General features: G+C 69.0%; 15 protein-coding genes. 7 read left to right on the top strand and 8 right to left on the bottom strand.

The genetic code is table 11. The features are described from left to right. Positions 1-94 precede the first annotated feature (94 nt). The 3 genes from ACFXKN_RS20260 (at position 95) to ACFXKN_RS20250 (ending at position 7,543) form a co-directional block, all read left to right on the top strand. On the top strand, positions 95-1,600 hold the full coding sequence (locus tag ACFXKN_RS20260; protein ID WP_379433615.1) for a TIGR02677 family protein: 1,506 nt from the start codon (positions 95-97) through the stop codon (positions 1,598-1,600). Between the two features lie 73 nt (positions 1,601-1,673). Further along, positions 1,674-3,053: a TIGR02678 family protein gene (locus ACFXKN_RS20255; protein ID WP_379433593.1), complete on the top strand. Its 1,380-nt coding sequence runs from the start codon at positions 1,674-1,676 to the stop codon at positions 3,051-3,053. Positions 3,054-3,055: 2 nt separating this feature from the next. Continuing rightward, positions 3,056-7,543 (top strand): SbcC/MukB-like Walker B domain-containing protein, encoded by a 4,488-nt coding sequence (locus ACFXKN_RS20250; RefSeq protein ID WP_379433592.1) that lies wholly within the window; start codon positions 3,056-3,058, stop codon positions 7,541-7,543. 134 nt (positions 7,544-7,677) lie between these two features. On the opposite strand, the gene ACFXKN_RS20245 is transcribed toward ACFXKN_RS20250, so the two are convergent. After that, positions 7,678-8,649: a helix-turn-helix transcriptional regulator gene (locus tag ACFXKN_RS20245; RefSeq protein ID WP_378965941.1), complete on the bottom strand. Its 972-nt coding sequence runs from the start codon at positions 8,647-8,649 to the stop codon at positions 7,678-7,680. A gap of 62 nt (positions 8,650-8,711) precedes the next feature. Here ACFXKN_RS20245 and ACFXKN_RS20240 point away from each other — a divergent pair, with 62 nt between their 5' ends. Next, entirely contained in the window at positions 8,712-9,140 is a 429-nt protein-coding gene (locus tag ACFXKN_RS20240) for a RidA family protein (RefSeq protein ID WP_378965948.1), read from the top strand. A gap of 130 nt (positions 9,141-9,270) precedes the next feature. On the opposite strand, the gene ACFXKN_RS20235 is transcribed toward ACFXKN_RS20240, so the two are convergent. After that, positions 9,271-10,233: a helix-turn-helix transcriptional regulator gene (locus tag ACFXKN_RS20235; protein WP_379433591.1), complete on the bottom strand. Its 963-nt coding sequence runs from the start codon at positions 10,231-10,233 to the stop codon at positions 9,271-9,273. Positions 10,234-10,318: 85 nt separating this feature from the next. On the opposite strand from ACFXKN_RS20235, the gene ACFXKN_RS20230 reads away from it, so the two are divergent. Then, a complete protein-coding gene (locus tag ACFXKN_RS20230) occupies positions 10,319-11,455 on the top strand; it encodes an epoxide hydrolase family protein (protein WP_379433590.1) in 1,137 nt (378 codons plus the stop codon). 38 nt (positions 11,456-11,493) lie between these two features. Here ACFXKN_RS20230 and ACFXKN_RS20225 read toward each other — a convergent pair whose 3' ends face one another. The 3 genes from ACFXKN_RS20225 to ACFXKN_RS20215 all read right to left on the bottom strand — a co-directional run bounded on the left by ACFXKN_RS20225 (position 11,494) and on the right by ACFXKN_RS20215 (position 15,214). Beyond that, the gene (locus ACFXKN_RS20225; RefSeq protein WP_379433589.1) at positions 11,494-12,003 is read right to left on the bottom strand and encodes a M15 family metallopeptidase; all 510 of its coding nucleotides are present in this window, start codon (positions 12,001-12,003) and stop codon (positions 11,494-11,496) included. A gap of 9 nt (positions 12,004-12,012) precedes the next feature. Continuing rightward, complete coding sequence (locus ACFXKN_RS20220; RefSeq protein ID WP_379433588.1) at positions 12,013-13,434, bottom strand: ABC1 kinase family protein; 1,422 nt, start codon at positions 13,432-13,434, stop codon at positions 12,013-12,015. 103 nt (positions 13,435-13,537) lie between these two features. Beyond that, on the bottom strand, positions 13,538-15,214 hold the full coding sequence (locus tag ACFXKN_RS20215) for a fumarate hydratase (protein WP_378965993.1): 1,677 nt from the start codon (positions 15,212-15,214) through the stop codon (positions 13,538-13,540). A gap of 256 nt (positions 15,215-15,470) precedes the next feature. Here ACFXKN_RS20215 and ACFXKN_RS20210 point away from each other — a divergent pair, with 256 nt between their 5' ends. Next, positions 15,471-15,980 (top strand): MarR family winged helix-turn-helix transcriptional regulator, encoded by a 510-nt coding sequence (locus ACFXKN_RS20210; RefSeq protein WP_379433587.1) that lies wholly within the window; start codon positions 15,471-15,473, stop codon positions 15,978-15,980. Here the strand turns inward: ACFXKN_RS20210 and ACFXKN_RS20205 are convergent. Then, positions 15,977-16,222, bottom strand: coding sequence for a hypothetical protein (locus ACFXKN_RS20205; protein ID WP_379433586.1), 246 nt, complete (start codon positions 16,220-16,222; stop codon positions 15,977-15,979). The genes ACFXKN_RS20210 and ACFXKN_RS20205 overlap by 4 nt on opposite strands. Positions 16,223-16,238: 16 nt before the next feature. Here ACFXKN_RS20205 and ACFXKN_RS20200 point away from each other — a divergent pair, with 16 nt between their 5' ends. Next, positions 16,239-16,430 carry a hypothetical protein gene (locus ACFXKN_RS20200; protein ID WP_379433585.1) on the top strand — a complete coding sequence of 64 codons (192 nt, stop codon included), beginning with the start codon at positions 16,239-16,241 and terminating at the stop codon, positions 16,428-16,430. Between the two features lie 99 nt (positions 16,431-16,529). Here the strand turns inward: ACFXKN_RS20200 and mftD are convergent, their stop codons facing one another. After that, positions 16,530-17,774 carry a pre-mycofactocin synthase MftD gene (gene mftD / locus ACFXKN_RS20195; protein WP_379433584.1) on the bottom strand — a complete coding sequence of 415 codons (1,245 nt, stop codon included), beginning with the start codon at positions 17,772-17,774 and terminating at the stop codon, positions 16,530-16,532. Beyond that, on the bottom strand, positions 17,771-18,472 hold the full coding sequence (gene mftE / locus ACFXKN_RS20190; protein ID WP_379433583.1) for a mycofactocin biosynthesis peptidyl-dipeptidase MftE: 702 nt from the start codon (positions 18,470-18,472) through the stop codon (positions 17,771-17,773). Before mftE ends, mftD begins: the two co-directional genes overlap by 4 nt. Between the last annotated feature and the right edge of the window lie 5 nt (positions 18,473-18,477).

Raw genomic sequence — 18,477 nt, 5'->3', positions numbered from 1 at the left:
GGCGGAGCACCCGAAGGCCACCACTAACCTGTCTACGGTGACCGACTCCGCCGACGGCCTGCCCAGCGCCGTACCCGCCCTGTGGGACGAGCGTCTGCGGTTGTTCTCGTTCGCGACCGCCGAGAAACGCGCCGACTACCTGCGGGTGCTGCGCGCCTTCGACAGCGCTCGCGCCGCCTACGTGGTGTTGTTGCACGCCGACGACGTCGCCGAGTGGATTTCCAGAGCCGAGGCGGGCGGCCGGATCGAGGCGGCCGCGGGTGTCCCACTGCCCGCGGCCGAGATCGGTCCGCTGCTCGAGCAGTTGCATCGCTGGGGTGTGCTCGAACGCAGCTATGACGGCACCCGTGCGGCCACCCTGGCCGAGTACCGCAACCGGCACTACGTCTACCAGTTCGCGCAGGCCGGATTCCAGGCCTACCGGGCGGTGGCCGGGGTACTCGCGGCCCGGATGGAAGACGCGTCGCTGTCGCGGCTGGTGCTGCCCGAGTTGCTCGCCGACCTGCGCACGCTCGCCGCCGCCAACCGCGACGGCGATGCCGAGCGGGTCTACACCACCTTGCGCAGGCTCGACGCCGCGCTCACCGACATGGCCGCACGGGCCGCGCATTTCTATCTGTCGCTGGGCGATCTGGTGCGCACGACCGAGATCACGCCGGAATCCTTTCTCGCGCACAAGGATGCGTTGCTCGCGCACATGCGGGAGTTCAGCTTGGATCTGGCCCGGTTCGCGCCGCGGCTGGCGGCGGCGATCGGCGAGGTCGAGCAGACCGGAGTGGAGCAGTTGATCGCTCGAGCCGCCGGGTGCGACGAGCGGGTGCTGCTGAGTTTCGCTGAGCGCGAAGCGGATTGGCGTTCACGCTGGGATGGGTTGCGCACCTGGTTCGTCGCCGCGGGCACCGAGTCGTCCGAAACGTGCGAGGCCGACCGGCTGCGGGAGGCGACGATGAGCGCGATCGCGGCGGTGCTGTCGCTGTTGCGCCGGGTCACGGAGACCCGCCGCGGTGGCGTCAGCCGGGAATCGGCGCTGCGGCACCTGGCCGAGTGGTTCGTCGCCACCCCCACCGCGGGCGGTGCGCACGCGCTCTACGACGCGGTATTCGGGCTGGGCAAGCCGCGCCATCTGTCGCTCGAACATCCCGATGCGGAGCTGATCCCGACCAGTCGTTCCTGGTGGGACGCACCGCCTTTGGAGATCTCGCGCACGCTCGCCGAGACCGGGCGCGCACCCACCGCCGGCGCCCCCGCCCGGATCGCACGCAACGACGCGGGTGTGCGGCGTTTGCGCGAGGCCCAATTGGCGGCGCAGCGAGAACGAGCCGTGGCCGCCGCCTCGCTGTCGGAGGGCAATGTGCACGAGCGAGTGCTGGATCAGCGCGAGACCGAGGTGCTGTTGCGCCTGCTCGACGCGGCCTCGACCGCCTGGGTGCCGGTCAGCGGGAAGGTCGACGGCACAACCGGTTCCGACAACGGCGTCACGTTGACGGTGCGCCCGTGCGATGGGTCGACAGTGATCCGCACCGCCGTGGGGTTGCTCCATCTGAACAACCGCCGTCTCGAAGTGCGCGGCGGTTCGGCGCGACGGGGGGTGACGCGATGAGACAGTGGTGCATCGACTCGCTCGGCCTCTTCCGCGCGGCGCGACCGGCGCCGGTACGACAGGGGACCCCACGATGAAGCGTCAGCGGATCGACACGCTGGCACTCGACAGCTATCAGCGTGCGGCCCGGGTGATGCTGGCCAATCACCTGGTCACCCGCGTCTACCCCGATCGGATCGCCTTGCCGTTGATCCGGCGCTGGGCCACGGAGCTGCGCGAGGATCTGGCCGAATTGTTCGGCTACCGACTGGAAGTCACCGAGACCACGGCGCGGCTCTACCCCGTGCACGATCGTCTCGACGACGCCAGGCCCGCCCGCAGCGTCAACGACCGCGTCTTCGACCGCCGTCGCTACGCCTACCTGTCGCTGGCGCTGGCCGCGCTCGGCCGGGCGGGCGACCAGATCACCCTGTCCGAATTGGCCGAGCACGTCGCCGATTACGCGAGCCGGATCGAGGGCCTCGACCTGTCGACGGAGCGGGCCGCCGATCGCGACGCCTTCGTCGACGCTGTCGGGTGGCTCGGTGCGCGTGGTGCGCTGACGTTGGCCGACGGCGATGCGGGGGGCTGGGCCAGTGACCCGGAGGCGGGCGAGGCCCTCTACGACATCGACCGGCCGGTGGTGTTCGCCCTGTTCCGGCCCCCACGAGCACTGCAACACCTGCACAGCGTGCGCGGTCTGCTGGCCGACGACTCCGAACAGGCATCGCCCGATCAGGCCCGCCGGGTTCGCCGGGCACTGGTGGAGCGTCCGGTCGTCTATCTCGAGGAGCTGTCGGAGGCCGAGCGGGCGCTGCTCGGCCAGGATCGCCTGGTCGGCGAGGTCGAATACTGCACCGGCTTGCGGGCCGAACGCCGGGCCGAAGGGGTAGCGCTGATCGACACCTCGGGTCGGCTGTCCGATACCCGCTTCCCCGGCACCGGCACCCTGGCTCAGGTGGCACTGCTGCTGATCGGCGAGATCGCCGACGCGGTGCTCGATATCGACAATCCGGTCCCCCACCGGCGCGACGCTCGCACTGCCGAGGACGCGCTGCTCGATCAGCTCGACGCTTCCATCCCCACCGCAGGCGTGTTCGCCCCGCTGGCCGAGGACATCGAAACTGTCAGCGACGCAACAGAGTTCGTGGACGAAAACCCCGAGGCCGCCGAACCGGTCACCTATCCGTTCCTGGACAACACCTGGGTGCGCGCGACTGTCACCGCGCTCACCGACCGCTACGGCGCGACCTTCGCCGCGCAATGGCAGGCCGATGTCGGCGGGCTCACCACCGAGGTGCTCGCGCTGCTCGCCAAGCTGCGGCTGATCCGGCCGGTCGATGACGGGCTGCTGGTCTTGCCCGCGCTGGCCAGATATCGGGGCGCGGTGGTCACCGTACGAGTGCGCAAGGCCGAGGAATTGTTCGTCACCGCCGCCGATACCGACGGCAGCATCGGAGAGGGAGGGGTCTGAGCATGTCACTCATCCACGGCGGAGTGCGGTTCGTCCCGACCCGTGCGGGCATCGTCAACCTGTGGGACTACCGCGACCAGGAGTTCAGTTTCGCCGACGGCCGTCTGGTGCTGCGCGGACCCAATGGCTCCGGTAAGACGAAGGCACTCGAGGTGCTGTTCCCGTTCGTGCTGGACGGGCGGATCGAACCGCGCAGGCTGAATCCGTTCGCCGGTGAAGAACGCACCATGAAGTCGAATCTGCTGTACCGCAAGCAGGAATCGGCCTACTCGTATGTGTGGATGGAGTTCGCGCGCGGTAGCTGGGACGATCCCGAGACCGTCACCGTCGGCATCGGCATGCGCGCCACCCGCTCCTCGGACAAGGTGACCCGCTGGTACTTCGTCGCCGACGGCCGCGCCGGGGTCGACTTCTCCCTCATCGGCCCCGACGACCGCCCACTCACCCGCAAGCAATTGGCCGAGCAGATCGGCAGCGATGCCATCGTCGATCGTCCCGTCGAGTACCGCGCGGCGATCGACGCGCGCATGTTCGGGCTCGGCGTGCAGCGCTACGACCAGCTGATCAACCTGATCCTCACGCTGCGCAGGCCCCAGCTCGCCAAGAACCTCGACCCGCGCGGCCTCTCCCAGGCACTCACCGACGGCCTGCGGCCCCTCGACGAGCAGTTGATCCTCGACGCCGCTCGCTCGTTCAGCGATATGGAGGAGGTCGGCCGGACCCTCGACGGCCTCGTCCAAGCCGATACCGCCACCCGCCGATTCGTCGACGTGTACCGCAAATACCTCGCGGTACAGGCGAAAACCGACGTCGACCAGCTCCGCACCCGCCTCGACGCGGTCACCAACACCGCCACTGCCCTCTTCGCCGCGACAGCGCTGCGCACCCGTCGCGACACCGACCGCGCCGAAGCCGAGACCAGAGCCGAAAACGCCGATCACGCCTACGAACAGGCCATCGCCGATCGCGAGAACCTCCAACGCTCGAGTGCCTACGAGGGCAAGCAGCAACTCGACGACTTGGCCGACGCCGTGCGCCGCCTCGAAACCTCGGCCGCGGCCCACCGCGACAAGGCCGCCGAGGCCGGGCATACCCTGCAACGCCGCGCCGAAGAGGCCTCCCGTGCCACCGAAGCGGTGCGTACCGCGGCAGCCGCCTTCGTCCGCGGCGAAGACGCGGTCCGCGCCGCCGCCGAGGAAGCGGGCATCGAATGGACCCCGCCGAGCGCCGAAGGCCGCGGTGACCAGTTCACCGCCGCGGTCCGCGGCCACGCCGAGGAGCGCGACGCCGACGTCCGCGCGGTACGAAATGCACTGGGCAAGTGGGAAACCGCCGCCGCGGACCGCACCCGGTCCGAACGTCTCGCCGAACGCGCGATCGAACTGCGTGACTCCGCTGCCGCGGAAGTAGCCCACGCCGAAGCGGCGGTTGCCTTGGCGCGCAGCGAATCCGCGGCCGCTCTGCGCGCCTGGTGGAGCACCAACGCCGAGATTTTCGCCGCGGTCGCCGGATCTGAAGGCATGCCCGCAGATGACACCGGTGGCATCACGGCCACCAGCGGGCCGGTCGACCCCGACGCCACGGCGGATGCGCAGATCGACGTCGCGGCCGACCGAGGTCGTTGCGCGGGTTTGTTCGAGGCGCTCGACACCGCCATCGCCGGCGCGGCAGTGGCGGATATTCCGTCCGCCGCAGAGGTTTTGGCCGAGCGATGCGAGCCGCTGCAGGAACAGATTCGCACCCGCCGCCAGGAAGCCCGGTCCCGTGCGAGGGCTGCCGCCGCCCGCCGCGACGCACTGACTGCCGAACGCGAACAGATCGCCGCGCAGCGCGACGACGCTCCCCCGCCGCACCCCGCCAGAACCGGTGTCCGAGAAGCACTTCCAGGCGCTCCGCTCTGGCAGCTGGTGCGGTTCGCCGACTCGGTGTCCGCGCGAGATGCGGCCGGTATCGAAGCGGCGCTCCAATCCGGCGGCCTGCTCGACAGCTGGATTTGCGGCCCGACCCTGCCCGCCGACATCGACTCCGACCACTTTCTGCTCCCGTTGCCGGTGGACCAGCGTCCATCCGGGCGCACGCTCGCCGAAGTCCTTGTCGTCGAAGAGGACTCCACCGCGCTCACTGTTCCCGCCGAGACGGTCGCCGCGGTGCTGGCCTCCATCGCTCTACACGACGCCGCCCAGCCGCCCAGCCCGGATCAGCAGGCCCGCGCCACGGCGACCCTCGGCACGGACCACGCTGCGCGGTCACGCTCCGACGAAGCCGTCGAAATCTCGACCACAGCAGCGATGAGCGAACACTCAGCGTCGTGCACCGGCGCCACGCTCACCGCGCTGACCACTGCCGACACACCGCACGTCGTGGTCGGCCTCGCCGGGTCCTTCCGACAGGGCGTTCTCGTCGGCCACCATCACAAGTCCGAGGCCGAGTTCATCGGGACGACCGCGCGAGCCCGCAGGCGTGCGTCCCGGCTCGCCGAGATCGAGGCGGCGATCGAGGCAGCCGCTGCCGAGCACGACGCCGCCCGAGCCGAAGACGCTTCGGCTACCGCGGAATTGGCCGCGCTGTCCGCAGCTGCCAAGGCTCTGCCGCGCCCGTCGGCGGTGACCTCCGCTGTGCGTGCGGTAGCCGAGACCGCCGGTCTGATGCGTTCGCGGGTGGAGGCCGCGACCCAGGCCGAGCGCGAACTCGACCAGGCCGTCGCCGAAGTCGCGGCCCTGGACAAGAAGGTTCGCGCCGCCGCCGCGGCACACCGAACCCCGCGTGGGGCACGCGAACTCGACGCACTGGCAGCCACCATCCGCCATTTCGAGAACACCGGCACCGGCCTGCTTCGCCTGCGCGCCGAACACGAGCGGGAACGCGAACGCGAACGCGAGGGCGCCGACCGGCACGACGAAGCGCGCGCACTCGCCGAGGCTTTCGCCGAAGAGGCCGAGGCTGCCCGACTCGGCTTCACCGAACAGCATCGCAAACTCGAAACGCTGCGCGAAGCGTTGGGCGCCAGTGCCGCCGACATCGACCGTGACCTCGACCTGGCCCGTGGCGCCATCGAGGCGGCCAAGGCCGAACAGCGGGCCGCGCGCAAGGCCGCCAATGCCGCCATCGAAGCGGTCGGCGATGCCGAGGCCGCCTATCGCACCGCGAACGAGGCCCTCGCCACCGCACTCGCCGAGGTGCTCGCCGAGGTGCGTTCGCTGGCCCCCTACGCCCGACCCGACCTGCTGAGCTTGCTCGGCGCCGCGGTCGAACACCGTTGGCCCAGTAGCGATGCCGCGTGGTCCACGCCGGAACAGCTGCAATACCGCATCGTCGCCGCAGGCCCGGAAACCGACCCGGTGGTGCTGCCCGATGAGGTAGCCGCTCTGTTCGCCGACCTCGACACCGCCACCAGCCAGGTCCGCGCCACCGAGGCCGGTCGCAAGTCCACCCGGTCCGCGGTCACCAGTGCCCTGCAGGAGTTCGACGCCGCGCTCACCGCATCCGGTCGCGACTACCGCCTGAACTGGGACGCCGCCGACGGACTCACCGTCGTCGCCGTCCACGACGAAAACGGCCAGGCCGCTCTCGCCGACTTCGCCGCCCGCATCGACGCCGCCCGCCGCGACCAGGAACTGCTGCTCACCGATGCCGAACGCCGCATCCTCGAAGACGCGCTGCTGACCGGTCTGGCCCAGCAGATCCACGAACGCACCAGCGACGCTCGCGAACTCATCTCCCGCATGGGTTCGGAGATGAAGCAGCGGCGGATGTCGTCGGGCAACACCATCGGTGTGCACTGGATCCTCGCCGACGGCCTGTCGGAGTCCGCGCGCTCGATGTGCAAACTCCTCGACCGCGACACCACCGCCCTGAGCTCCGATGACCTCGGCTCGGTGCGCGCCCATTTCGCCGCCGAAATCCGCGCCGCCCGCACCGCGCACCCGGAACGTTCCTACCCCGAAATCCTCGCCGCCACCCTCGATTACCGCACCTGGCGCGTGTTCTCCTTCACGCTCATCTCCGGCGACGGCACCGAGGACAAGCTCACCGTCGCCCGCCACAGCGCCCTCTCCGGCGGCGAACAATCCGTTTCCCTGCACCTGCCGCTGTTCGCCGCCGCCCACGTGATGCTCGACTCCGCCGACCCCCAGGCCCCCCGGCTACTGGCCCTCGACGAGGCCTTCGCCGGCGTCGACGACAACGGCCGCAGCGAATTGCTCGGCCTCAGCGTGCAATTCGACCTCGACCTGTTCATGACCGGCTACGACCTGTGGATCACCTATGCCCACGTGCCCGGCTGCGCGCACTACGACCTGGCCCACTCCACCGCCGAGAACACCGTCAGCGCAACCCTTCTCGTCTGGGACAGCGGCGAACTCCTCGCCGAACACGACGGCGGCGACCTCACCACAGCGCTGGGTTCCCCCAACCGCCGGCGCGTGCCGAACACCATCGAAGGTGGATTGACTTTGGCGGGGATGCCCGGCGAACCGGCATCGGTGGGCTGAAAGCCGACGTCGTCGCGGCAGCCGATACACGATGAGCGCACCGCGGACAGCTCGAGCAGGTCACCACGGCAGACCTCAACGACGCCGGGTGGAACGCCCGGGACCTGCGGCGTGCGACCGCGGCCAGTCCGCTCTCAGGACAATGCGTAGCGCGCGGCGATCGCGGTGGCACGCTCGTGCAGAGATCGGCGCAACCACTGCGGGGCAAGAACTTCCGCGTTCGTGCCGAGCTGCCACAGTGCCCATTCGGCGTGCCTGGGGTCTTGGAAGGTCGTCTCCAGCCGCAGCCAGCCCTCCGCGTCGGTCTCCTCGACGCCGATGGCCAGCGCGGTGCCCGCCAGTTCCTCCCGCCGAGCCGGGTGCACTCGCGCCAGGACGGTGACCTGGTCGCCGCCTGCCCGGAACCGGTTGCTGCGCTCTTGCCACGCCTGGTCCAGATCGACCCGATCCGGTCGCTGTGCGGGCTCGTCGAGTTCCTGCGCGGCCAGCACACGCGACAGGCGGTAGGTGCGATCCGCGCCGGATCTCGTGGCGAGCAGGTAACCCTGACCTCGGGCGGTGACCAGGCCGATCGGGTCAACTGTGCGCCATTGCGGACTCTGGTCCACCGCCGCGTAGTGGATGCGCAGCTTGTGTCCGGCGAGCACCGCGCGCCGGACCTCGGCGACGATCGTGTCGGACAATTCCTCGGCGACCAGCCGACGCGACAGGAGATCGGTCTCCGGGTCGATGAGCAAGCGCTCGGCCGCGTCGTTCGCGATATCCCGATAGCTTTCGGGCAGCGCGTCGACCACTTTGAGCATGGCCGACGCAAGCGCTGACCCCAAACCGAATGCCTGTGCGCCGCGCCGTGATCCGGCGATCAGCAAGGCGAGAGCCTCGTCGTGGTTCAGCCCGGTGAGCTCGGTCCGGAACCCGGGCAGCAACGCGAAACCGCCATGTCTGCCGCGTTCGGCATAGACCGGAACACCGGCCGTTGACAGCGCCTCGATATCGCGCAGCACGGTGCGGGTGGACACCTCCAGTTCGCGCGCGAGGGCGTCGGCCGACAGCCGGCCGTGCCGACGCAACAGCAGCACCAGGGAGACCAGCCGGTCAGCTCGCATAGGAAAACTATGCCAGGAATACACGACACAAGATGTCGTGTATTCCTGGCAGATTCATCGCCATGACCAACACCGAGCACGCACCCCGCACCGCCCACACCATCGTCAACCCGGACGGCCTGCACGACCCGACCCCCTTCGGTTACAGCCACACCGCCACTATCCCCGCGGGAACGGAACTGGTGCTCGTCTCAGGACAGTATGGTTCCCGACCGGACGGCTCGGTCGTCTCGCCCGATTTCACCGAGCAGGTGAACCAGACATTCCGCAATATCGGCACCGCCCTCGCCGCCCACGGCCTCACCCTCGGCGACGTCGTCCAGCTCAGGACCTATGTGGTGAACCACGACGTCAGCAAGCTCGGCCCCATCGCTGGTGCTGTACAGGCGAATTGGGGGACGACGCCACCCACCCAGACTCTCATCGGCGTTGCGAGCCTGGCTACGCCCGACGTGCTGTTCGAGGTCGAAGCCGTCGCCACCCGCCGCTGAGCCCACACCACCTGCACCGGGCAATCTCACCCGATGCAGGTGGTTCCGGAAAGCGGACAGCGACTCAGGCGAATGTCTCATCGATGGTTGCAGCGATTCGGCCGGACCAGCGGTGCGGCCGACCGGCCACTCAATCGCCCACTGCGTCTCGGAGTCGACCCGCCATGGCACGCAACGCCGCGGTCAATTCAGGCGAATCATGGACGCGGAACGGCATTCCCGAGGACGTCAGTTGTACCGCGAGCCACGCTGGGTCGTCATCGCGGGTGGCGGTGTGACGGCAGGTGGTGGCGCTGTCGGCGTGCAGGGTGTCCGGTTCTTCGCCGAGGCGGCCTGCGATCCGGGCGTGTGGGGCTTCGATGGTGATGTCGACGTGGTATTCGGGGGTGGCCCAGTCGGTTCGGCGGCCTGCGACGTAGTCGGCCGGGTCGGCGGCGGGTAGATGGCGTGGGGTGATGCGGGCGCCGGTGGGTTGGGGGCTTTCGATGCGGTCGGCTCGGTAGCTGCGCCAGGCGTCGCGGTCGAGGTCGTAGGCGACGAGGTACCAGCGGCGGCCCGCGGCGGCGACGCCGGCGGGTTCGGCGTGGCGGCGGGATTCGGTGCCGGCGGCGTCGCGGTAGGTGAAGCGCAGGCGTTCTCGGTTGGTGACGGCGGCGGCGAGGGTGGTGAGGACCTCCGGGTCGACGGTGGGGCCATCGCCCGCGCGGACCGCGACCGCCGAACCGACCACGCGCACCCGCCTGCGTAGTTTCGCGGGCAGGACTTGCTCGAGTTTGGTCAAGGCCCGCACCGACGCGTCCTCGATGCCCGCAACCGCCTGTCCCGCAGCGACTCTCAACCCGACGGCGACCGCGACGGCCTCGTCCGCGTCGAGGATCAACGGTGGCAGCGCGGAGCCCGCGGTGAGCCGGTACCCGCCGGCCGCACCCATCGCGGCGACCACCGGATAGCCCAGCTCGCGCAGCCGGTCGACGTCGCGGCGCACGGTCCGATCGGTGACGCCGAGCCGGTCGGCCAGTTCGCTGCCCGGCCACTCCCGTGGCATTTGCAGCAGGGAGAGCAAACGGAGCAGCCGGGCGGCGGTGTCGGTCATGTTCTCGATTCTGCCGCACATCTAGGACCGTATCTGTCCTAGATGGCCGATAGCGTCGGAATCACACCGACAACGAGGAGTCCCGATGAGCACCATTCGCCCGTTCCGCATCGACATCCCCCAGGCCGATATCGACGACCTGCACGACCGGCTGACCAGGGCGCGCTGGGCGGATCAACTGCCGGGCGAGGGTTGGGAACGCGGCGTGCCGACCGAGTACCTGCGCGAGCTCGCCCGCTACTGGGTGAACGAATTCGATTGGCGCGCACAAGAAGCCGCGCTGAACACCTTCCCCCAGTTCATCACCGAAATCGACGGCCTCGACGTCCATTTCGTGCACGTACGTTCCGCCGAGCCCGACGCGGTGCCGCTGCTGCTCACCCATGGCTGGCCCAACTCGTTCGTCGAATTCACCCGCACCATCGGCCCGCTCACCGACCCGCGCGCGCACGGACTCGATCCCGCGCTCGCTTTCGACGTGGTGATCCCGTCCGTCCCCGGATTCGCCTTCTCGGCGGCGCCGCGCGAAACCGGAATGACCACGGCACGGGTCGCGCAGATGTGGGCCACCCTCATGGCCCGCCTCGGCTATGCCCGCTACGGCACCCAGGGCGGCGACCTCGGCGCCTATATCGCACCGGAGATGGCGCTGGCCGCCCCGGAACACGTGATCGGCGTGCACCTCGACGGTGGGATCGGCATGCCGACGGAGGCTGAGGTGCCCGCGATGGCGGCCGAGGACCGCGCGCAATGGGCGGAAATGCAGCAGTGGATGACCGGCGGCGTCGACCACCACGCGCTGTTGCGGGCGGCGCCACAAACGTTCGCACTCGGCTGGAACGATTCACCGGTCGCGCTGCTCGCGTGGATGATGCAGAAGTTCCAGGAGTTCACGCCCATGGCCGACCTCGCCGAAGACGTGATCGACCGCGACCACCTGCTCACCAATATCGCCGTGTACTGGTTCACCCAGACCACCGGCACCTCGTCCTGGCCGATGTACAACGGACTGCGCGACGGCGGTTTCGGTTGGCCGACCGACCAGAACCTGGTGCCGACCGGGGTCTACGGTGGCGGTTCACCGCTCATGCGCAAACTCGCCGACCGCGGCAACAAGATCACCCACTGGCCGTCGGGAAATCCGGGCAACCATTTCGTCGCGATGGAGGAGCCCGCCGCGCACGTCGCCGATATCCGGACCTTCTTCGCCGAGCTGCGCTGAACCTCTCCAGTTGGGGACCTCAGCTGCGGGATTCAGATCTAGCGCTGGCTCGCGTCCGGCACCCGGGGTGGACACGGTGTGCCGGGCGCGGTGACCAGCTCGAAATGCCACCACTCGTTGTCGAAGGTCCGGCACAGTCCCCACCGGTTGCCGTTCTCCTCGAGCCACTGCGCCCCCACCTGCGGGCCCACATCGACAGCGTGCCCGGAGACGTGCGTCGACTCCTCGGGCGGCAGCACCCAGCGGCGCGCCTCATCGGGGCTGCCGTAGGTGGCGAGGCCGTCCTGCCAGAGCCATTCCTGCTGCTCGTAGGTGCGATGGCCGGAGGTGATCGACAGTGGCACGTTCTCGGCGTGGGCCTGCTGCTCGGCGAGGGTGTAGGCGACGGCGAGGGGCGGGTCGAGGCCTTCGGTGCCCGCTGCCGATTGGAACTGTTCGCGCGGCTCGGGTTGGGCGGCGGTGGTGCCGATGCTCATAGCGGTCACGGCCGCGGCGGCCGTCATCGTCACCAGGATCCGGTCGGCCACGCGGCCGAGCACAGTGTTCATAGGCGGATTCTATCGACCGGGCCGGTCGCCGAGACCACGGCGCCACTGCTCGATCGCCCGGCCGATGTCGGTCTGCGGGGGTTCGTCGTAGAGCCATTCGCGGGCCAGCTGATGCCAGTTGGCGGTGACGCGCAACTGGCCGAGGGTGGCGAAGGTGAACAGGTCGGCGCGGCGGGAGAACACGTGCTCGGGCGGCAGCAGCTGTTTGTGCATGCCCTGGAAGTCGGACGCGCGCGGATCGACGGCGAGCAGCAGTGCGCCGGTGGCCAGTTCGGGGGTGATCGTGACTTCCTCGTCGAGCAGGTGCCAGCCGGTGGCGGCCCAGACGTAGGCCAGACTCTCCTCCACGGTGACCTCGGAATCGGGGTCGATGATCCCCCGGCCCAGCCACGCGGCGAACAGATCCTCGCCCCGCCCCTCCGCGGCGGCCCGCAGGACCGAACGCTCGAACTCGACGTGCGCGGGGTCCATCTCCTTGTAGAGGCCGAAGTCGACGAAGGCGAGTTTGCCGTCGGCGGCCAGGAGCACATTGCCCGGATGCGGGTCGCCACAGAACTCGTTGTCGGCGAACAGGCCGGCGATGTAGAAGCGGTAGATCAGCTCGCCGAGCCGGTCCCGCTCGGCGGCAGGCAGCGTCTGAATGTGCGAAAAAGGGCGCCCTTCAACGAATTCCGTTACCAGCACATTGTGCGTGCAGAATTCCTCGATGCTGTCGGGCACGGTGATGAAGGGATGGCCACGATAGCGCCGCGCGACCCGATGCTGGGTCTGGGCCTCGCGCTCGTAGTCGAGCTCACTGCGCAGATTGCTGGCGACCTCCTCCAGCACACCCGTATCGGCCATGCTCGGCAGCACCGTTCTGGCCATCTTGCCGAGGAACTCGAGATTGCTGATATCGGCGTGGACAGCACGATCCACGCCGGGGTACTTCACCTTGACCGCGACGGCGCGCCCGTCGTGCAGCCGCGCCCGGTGCACCTGGCCGATCGACGCCGCCGCGATCGATGTTTCGTCGAACTCGGCGAAGGTCTGTGCCAGTGAGCCGAGGTCGTCCTCGATCACCTGCCGCATCGTCGAGAACGGCATCGCGGGCGCCCGGTCCTGCAATGCCGCGAGCTGTGCGCGGAACTGCTCGCGGTGCGCTTCGGGAACGAAGTCGAGATCGAGCACCGAGCCCATCTGCCCGAGCTTCATCGCCGAGCCCTTCATGCTCCCCAGCACCGCGACGATCTGCTGTGCCTTCATCATCGCCGACCGCTCGGCCAGCACCTCACGCGCCTCATCGGTGCGCCCGATCATCGACAGCCGGCGCCCGACCTCCCGCACCGCCTGCCCCGCGGCGAACTGCCCCAGCTTCGCACTGCGCGTCGCCCGCCCCTTGGGAACTCCACCGCTCGCCAATCCACACCCCTGCCAGGCCCTGTACGCCATATGTCGCGCGTCACAGTACACCGAGGTGACGGCCGTTGGACCCTGGGAACAGACGAAACCCCGGCGCCCGCCGAAGCGGACACCGGGGCATCGGAGCGGGTGTCTACACGCGTTCCTTGGAACGAGAACGCACGCGCAGGGCGATGGGCTTGGAGGTTTCGGCGAAGAAGTCGTTGCCCTTGTCGTCGACGACGATGAACGCGGGGAAGTCTTCCACGTCGATCTTCCAGACGGCTTCCATGCCGAGTTCGGCGTACTCGAGGACCTCGACGTTCTTGATGCAGTCCAGGGCGAGACGGGCAGCGGGGCCGCCGATGGAGCCCAGGTAGAAACCGCCGTGTTCGTTGCAGGCCTTGGTGACCTGGGCGGAGCGGTTGCCCTTGGCCAGCATGACCATGGAGCCACCCGCGGCCTGGAACTGGTCGACGTAGGAGTCCATGCGACCCGCGGTGGTGGGACCGAAGGAGCCCGAGGCGTAACCCTCGGGGGTCTTCGCCGGACCGGCGTAGTAGACGGCCATGTCGCGCAGGTACTGCGGCATGGGCTCGCCCGCGTCGAGGCGTTCCTTGATCTTGGCGTGGGCGATGTCGCGGGCCACGACCAAGGGGCCGGTCAGCGAAAGACGGGTCTTCACCGGGTATTTCGACAACTCGGCGCGGATCTCGTCCATCGGTCGGTTCAGGTCGATCTGCACCACGTCGCCACCGAGGATGTCGGCGGTCTGCTCCGGAAGGTACTGGGCCGGTTCGGTTTCCAGCTGCTCCAGGAAGATGCCGTCCTTGGTGATCTTGGCCAGCGCCTGGCGATCGGCCGAGCAGGAGACGGCGATCGCGACGGGGCAGGACGCACCGTGGCGGGGCAGGCGGACCACGCGCACGTCGTGGCAGAAGTACTTGCCGCCGAACTGCGCGCCGATGCCGAACTCACGGGTGAGCTGGAAGACCTCTTCCTCGAGCTCGACGTCACGGAACGCGTGACCAGTGATCGAGCCCTCGGTGGGCAGGTTGTCGAGGTAGTGCGCGGACGCGTACTTCGCTGTCTTCAAGGCGAATTCGGCGCTGGTGCCACCGATGACCACGGCGAGGTGATACGGCGGGCAGGCCGCGGTGCCGAGCGAGCGGATCTTCTCGTCGAGGAACTCGAGCATGCGCTCGGGGTTCAGGACGGCCTTGGTCTCCTGGTACAGGAACGACTTGTTAGCCGAACCGCCGCCCTTGGCCATGAACAGGAACTTGTACACCGGGTTGTCGGCGTCACCCTCGGTCGAATACAGCTCGATCTGGGCGGGCAGGTTGGTGCCGGTGTTCTTCTCGTCCCACATGGTGATCGGGGCGAGCTGGGAGTAGCGCAGGTTCAGCTTGGTGTAGGCGTCGAAGATGCCGCGGCTGAGCCATTCGGCGTCGTCCACACCGGTGAGCACGCCCTCGCTCTTCTTGCCCATCACGATCGCCGTGCCGGTGTCCTGGCACATCGGCAGCACGCCACCGGCGGAGATGTTGAGGTTCTTGAGCAGGTCGAGCGCGACGAAGCGGTCGTTGCCCGAGGACTCGGGGTCGTCGATGATCTTGCGCAGCTGCCGCAGGTGCGCGGGGCGCAGGTAGTGGCTGATGTCGTGGATCGCCGTCTCGGTCAGCAGCCGCAGCGCCTCGGGCTCGACCTGCAAGAAGGTGCGCCCGTTGTGCTCGACGGTGCTGACCCCCTCGGTGGTGAGCAGGCGGTAAGGCGTCTCGTCGGCGCCGATGGGCAGCAGATCGGAATAGCGGAACTCCGGCGCGGTCACGGATCGCACTCCTTCGGGCAGGGCGGGCACCGCAACACTGCGGAGCACCAGGCAGGGCTGGTCACAAAGCAATCCGCAGCCTATCGACCACCCACACCCGCACGGTGGTTAGGCAACCCTATGTGAGGTTATCGGCCGACCATAACTAATATCGAGGTTGCACGTTCAACCCAAACGGTGCTACCCATTCTCCGGGCGGTGGCGGGCGTGCGCCGTTCAATCCGAAGCCTGCACCTTCAGAATCTGGAGCTCGATCGTGACCGATCCACAGTGGCTCGATGATGTCGAAATGCGTGCCTGGCTGGGCTATGTCCGGACCCGCGACCTGATCGCCGCGGCGATCGGGCGTGACGCGGGCAAGGCAGCCAACCTGAGCTATGTCGAATATTCCGTGATGGTCTACCTAGCCGACGCACCAGGCCAGCGGCTCACCTTCGCCGATCTGGCCTGCGCGCTCGAATGGTCGCAGAGCAGGCTCTCGCACCAGATCACCCGCATGCAGAAGCGCGGTTTGGTCTCACGCGAGACGATGCCGCACGACCAGCGCCGCACCGTGGCCAAGCTGACCCCGACCGGCGGGCAACTGCTCACCACGGCCGCGCCCGCCCATGTCCGCAGCGTGCGCAAACACATGATCGACGTGCTGGATCGCGACCAGCTCGCCACCCTCGCGGAGATCTACGACGTGCTCGTTGACCATCACCGCGGCGCGAACGCGGCCGAACCGGTCGGCCGACTGCAAACCGCCGCGCCCGGCGAGGACTAGGACCCGCCGCTGCCGCCCCCGCCGGAGGAGTCGGGGCGGGCCTTGCCCAAACCACCGCGCGCGACGGTGCCGCCCTTGGCCGGTGCGCCGCGGTCGAAGACCTCGCCGCTGGTCGGGCGCAGGAAACTGCCCGCGGCGAGAGCGACGGCGACGCCGATCGCCGGGTACACGAAGGTGTCGGTGTGCTGATACCAGAACCGCTTGTACTCGGTGTCGGCGGTGTCGCACTGTTCGTCTGCCACACGGACATTGGTCGTCTTGTCCACACAGACACCGACAGCCGCCGGTGTGGCGGCGGCCGAGGTGGTCGTGGGCGCCCGGGATGTGGTCGTCGGGGGTTTCGAGGTGGTCGTGAGGGTGGTCGACGCCGCGGGCGGCGCCGGTTTCGGTGTGGCGGTGCCACATCCGGCCGAGACCAGTGCCACCGCCACCACGGCCGGCAGCGTGTAGGACACGCTGCGCGACATCATGATTCGCCTACGCGAACCCTCGATATCCGAAACCACACTCACGAATTCCCCCTCAGACGGTCGAGCCCAACCGCCGATACTATCCAGCCGCGGCGCCGCTGACGACAGTTCCGTTGGACGCGAAATCCCGGTTGCCGGAATCCTTGTGCCCCGCACCGACCCCCAGCGCACGTTCGAAGCCGGCGGGAACGATGATGTCGTCGCGGGTCAGGTCGGAGATCGAGGTCTTGCGCAGACCCAGCAACGCGGAATCGATTCCGCCACGCAGGATATCGAGAACGTTCTCGACGCCGGCCTGACCGTTGGCCGCCAGACCCCACAGGGAGGCGCGCCCGATCAGCACCGCACGCGCACCCAGCGCCACTGCCTTCACGACATCGCTGCCGCGCCGGATGCCGCCGTCGAGGAGCACCTCGATCTGGTCGCCGACCGCGTCGGCGAGCACCGGCAGTGCCCGGATGGCGGCGGGGGTGCCGTCGAGATTGTTGCCGCCGTGGTTGGACACCGAGATGCCCGCCACGCCCGCGTCGACGGCGCGCAGGGCGTCGTCGACGCGCATCACGCCCTTGAGAAGTACCGGGCCGTCCCACTGCTCGCAGATCCAGGCGACATCGTCCCAATCGGGTGCCGGTGTCTGCATCCATTCGCCGTAGGCGCCGAAGAACCCGGGTGCCGCGCCGCCGCCGACCGCCATATTGGGTGCGGTGAGGTCGGGGATGCTGCCCGAGCGCAGGTAGGTCGCCAGCCAGCGCGGGCGCGCGAGGGTCTGCGGCGCGAACTTCATCATTGTGCGCAGGTCCAGCGATTCCGGGATCACCGGGCTGCCCCAGTCGCGGCCGTGCGAGAACGACCAGTCCAGGGTGAGGATCAGGCCGACCGCACCGGCCTTCTTCGCCCGGGCCATCCGCTCGAGGATCTGATCCTTGTTGCCACACCAGTACAGCTGGAACAGGGTCGCCGGGTTGGCGGCGAGCACATCCTCGACGGGCTTGCTCGCGAAAGAGCTGAGCCCCATGGCGATTCCGCGTGCCGCCGCGGCACGCGCGACGGCGACCTCACCGTCGGGGTGTACCGCCTGCACGCCGGTCGGCGAGATCAGCACCGGCATGGACACCTGCTGACCGAGCACTGTGGTCGATTGGTCGCGGTCGCCGATCGGGCCCGCGCAGTGCGGGGCGAAACCGAGTTCGGTGAACGCGGTCTGGTTGTCTTCGATGGTCTGTCCGCGTTCCGAACCAGCGATCAGCGCGCCGTACACCGCCTTCGGCAGACGCTTGCGGGCGCGCCGTTGCGCCTCGGCAACGGTCTCGAACCAGGGATTCATCGGGGTCCTTCCTCATGATCCTGCGGCCACCATCGGCGCAGGTCTTCCAGCAATGCGGTAGTGGCGACCCGCAGCAGGCCGGTGCCTTCGACGGCACTCGACCCGGTGGGGTCGCCGAGGATTCCATTGGGGCTGACCGCCCGCACGCCACCCGCGCGCAGCAGCGGCAGCAGTTCGGCCAGCGGGCGGCAGTCCCCCGGCTCGGCCAGTTCGGTGCGCACCAGGTCGGGGCTCAGCGCGAGCTGGATCGAGGTTTCGGTGCGCCCGGCGTGCGGGTCGCCGCCGTAGCCGGGCGAGAACACCCGCACGTCGCGCGACTCCGAACGCAACAAGGCGACGGCTCGGCGTAGTGCTTCCACATTGCCGCCGTGGCCGTTGACCAGCACGATCCGCGAGAACGTGTCCGTCGCGGAGCGACACAGTTCGACGACGAGAAGTTCCAGCGCCGCCTGTCCGATCGACAAGGTGCCGGCGAACCCCGCGTGCTCGCCGCTGGCCCCGTAGGCGAGGGCAGGCGCGATGAGCAGGTCACCACGCTCGGCCGCGGCCCGGCGGCACACCGCCGACGCGATATCGCTGTCGGTCGACAGCGGCAGATGCGGGCCGTGCTGCTCGGTCGCACCGAGCGGAATGACCAGGATCACCCCCGCGGCGGCGCGCACACCCGCCTCGGGCGATGTGAGGTGCGCCACGAACATGGCGC

Origin of the sequence: Nocardia sp. NPDC059195, from assembly GCF_042754695.1 — a bacterium.
Lineage (GTDB): Bacteria > Actinomycetota > Actinomycetes > Mycobacteriales > Mycobacteriaceae > Nocardia.
Note: the sequence above shows the minus strand (reverse complement) of the source record. Positions and strands in the feature narration are given on the sequence as shown.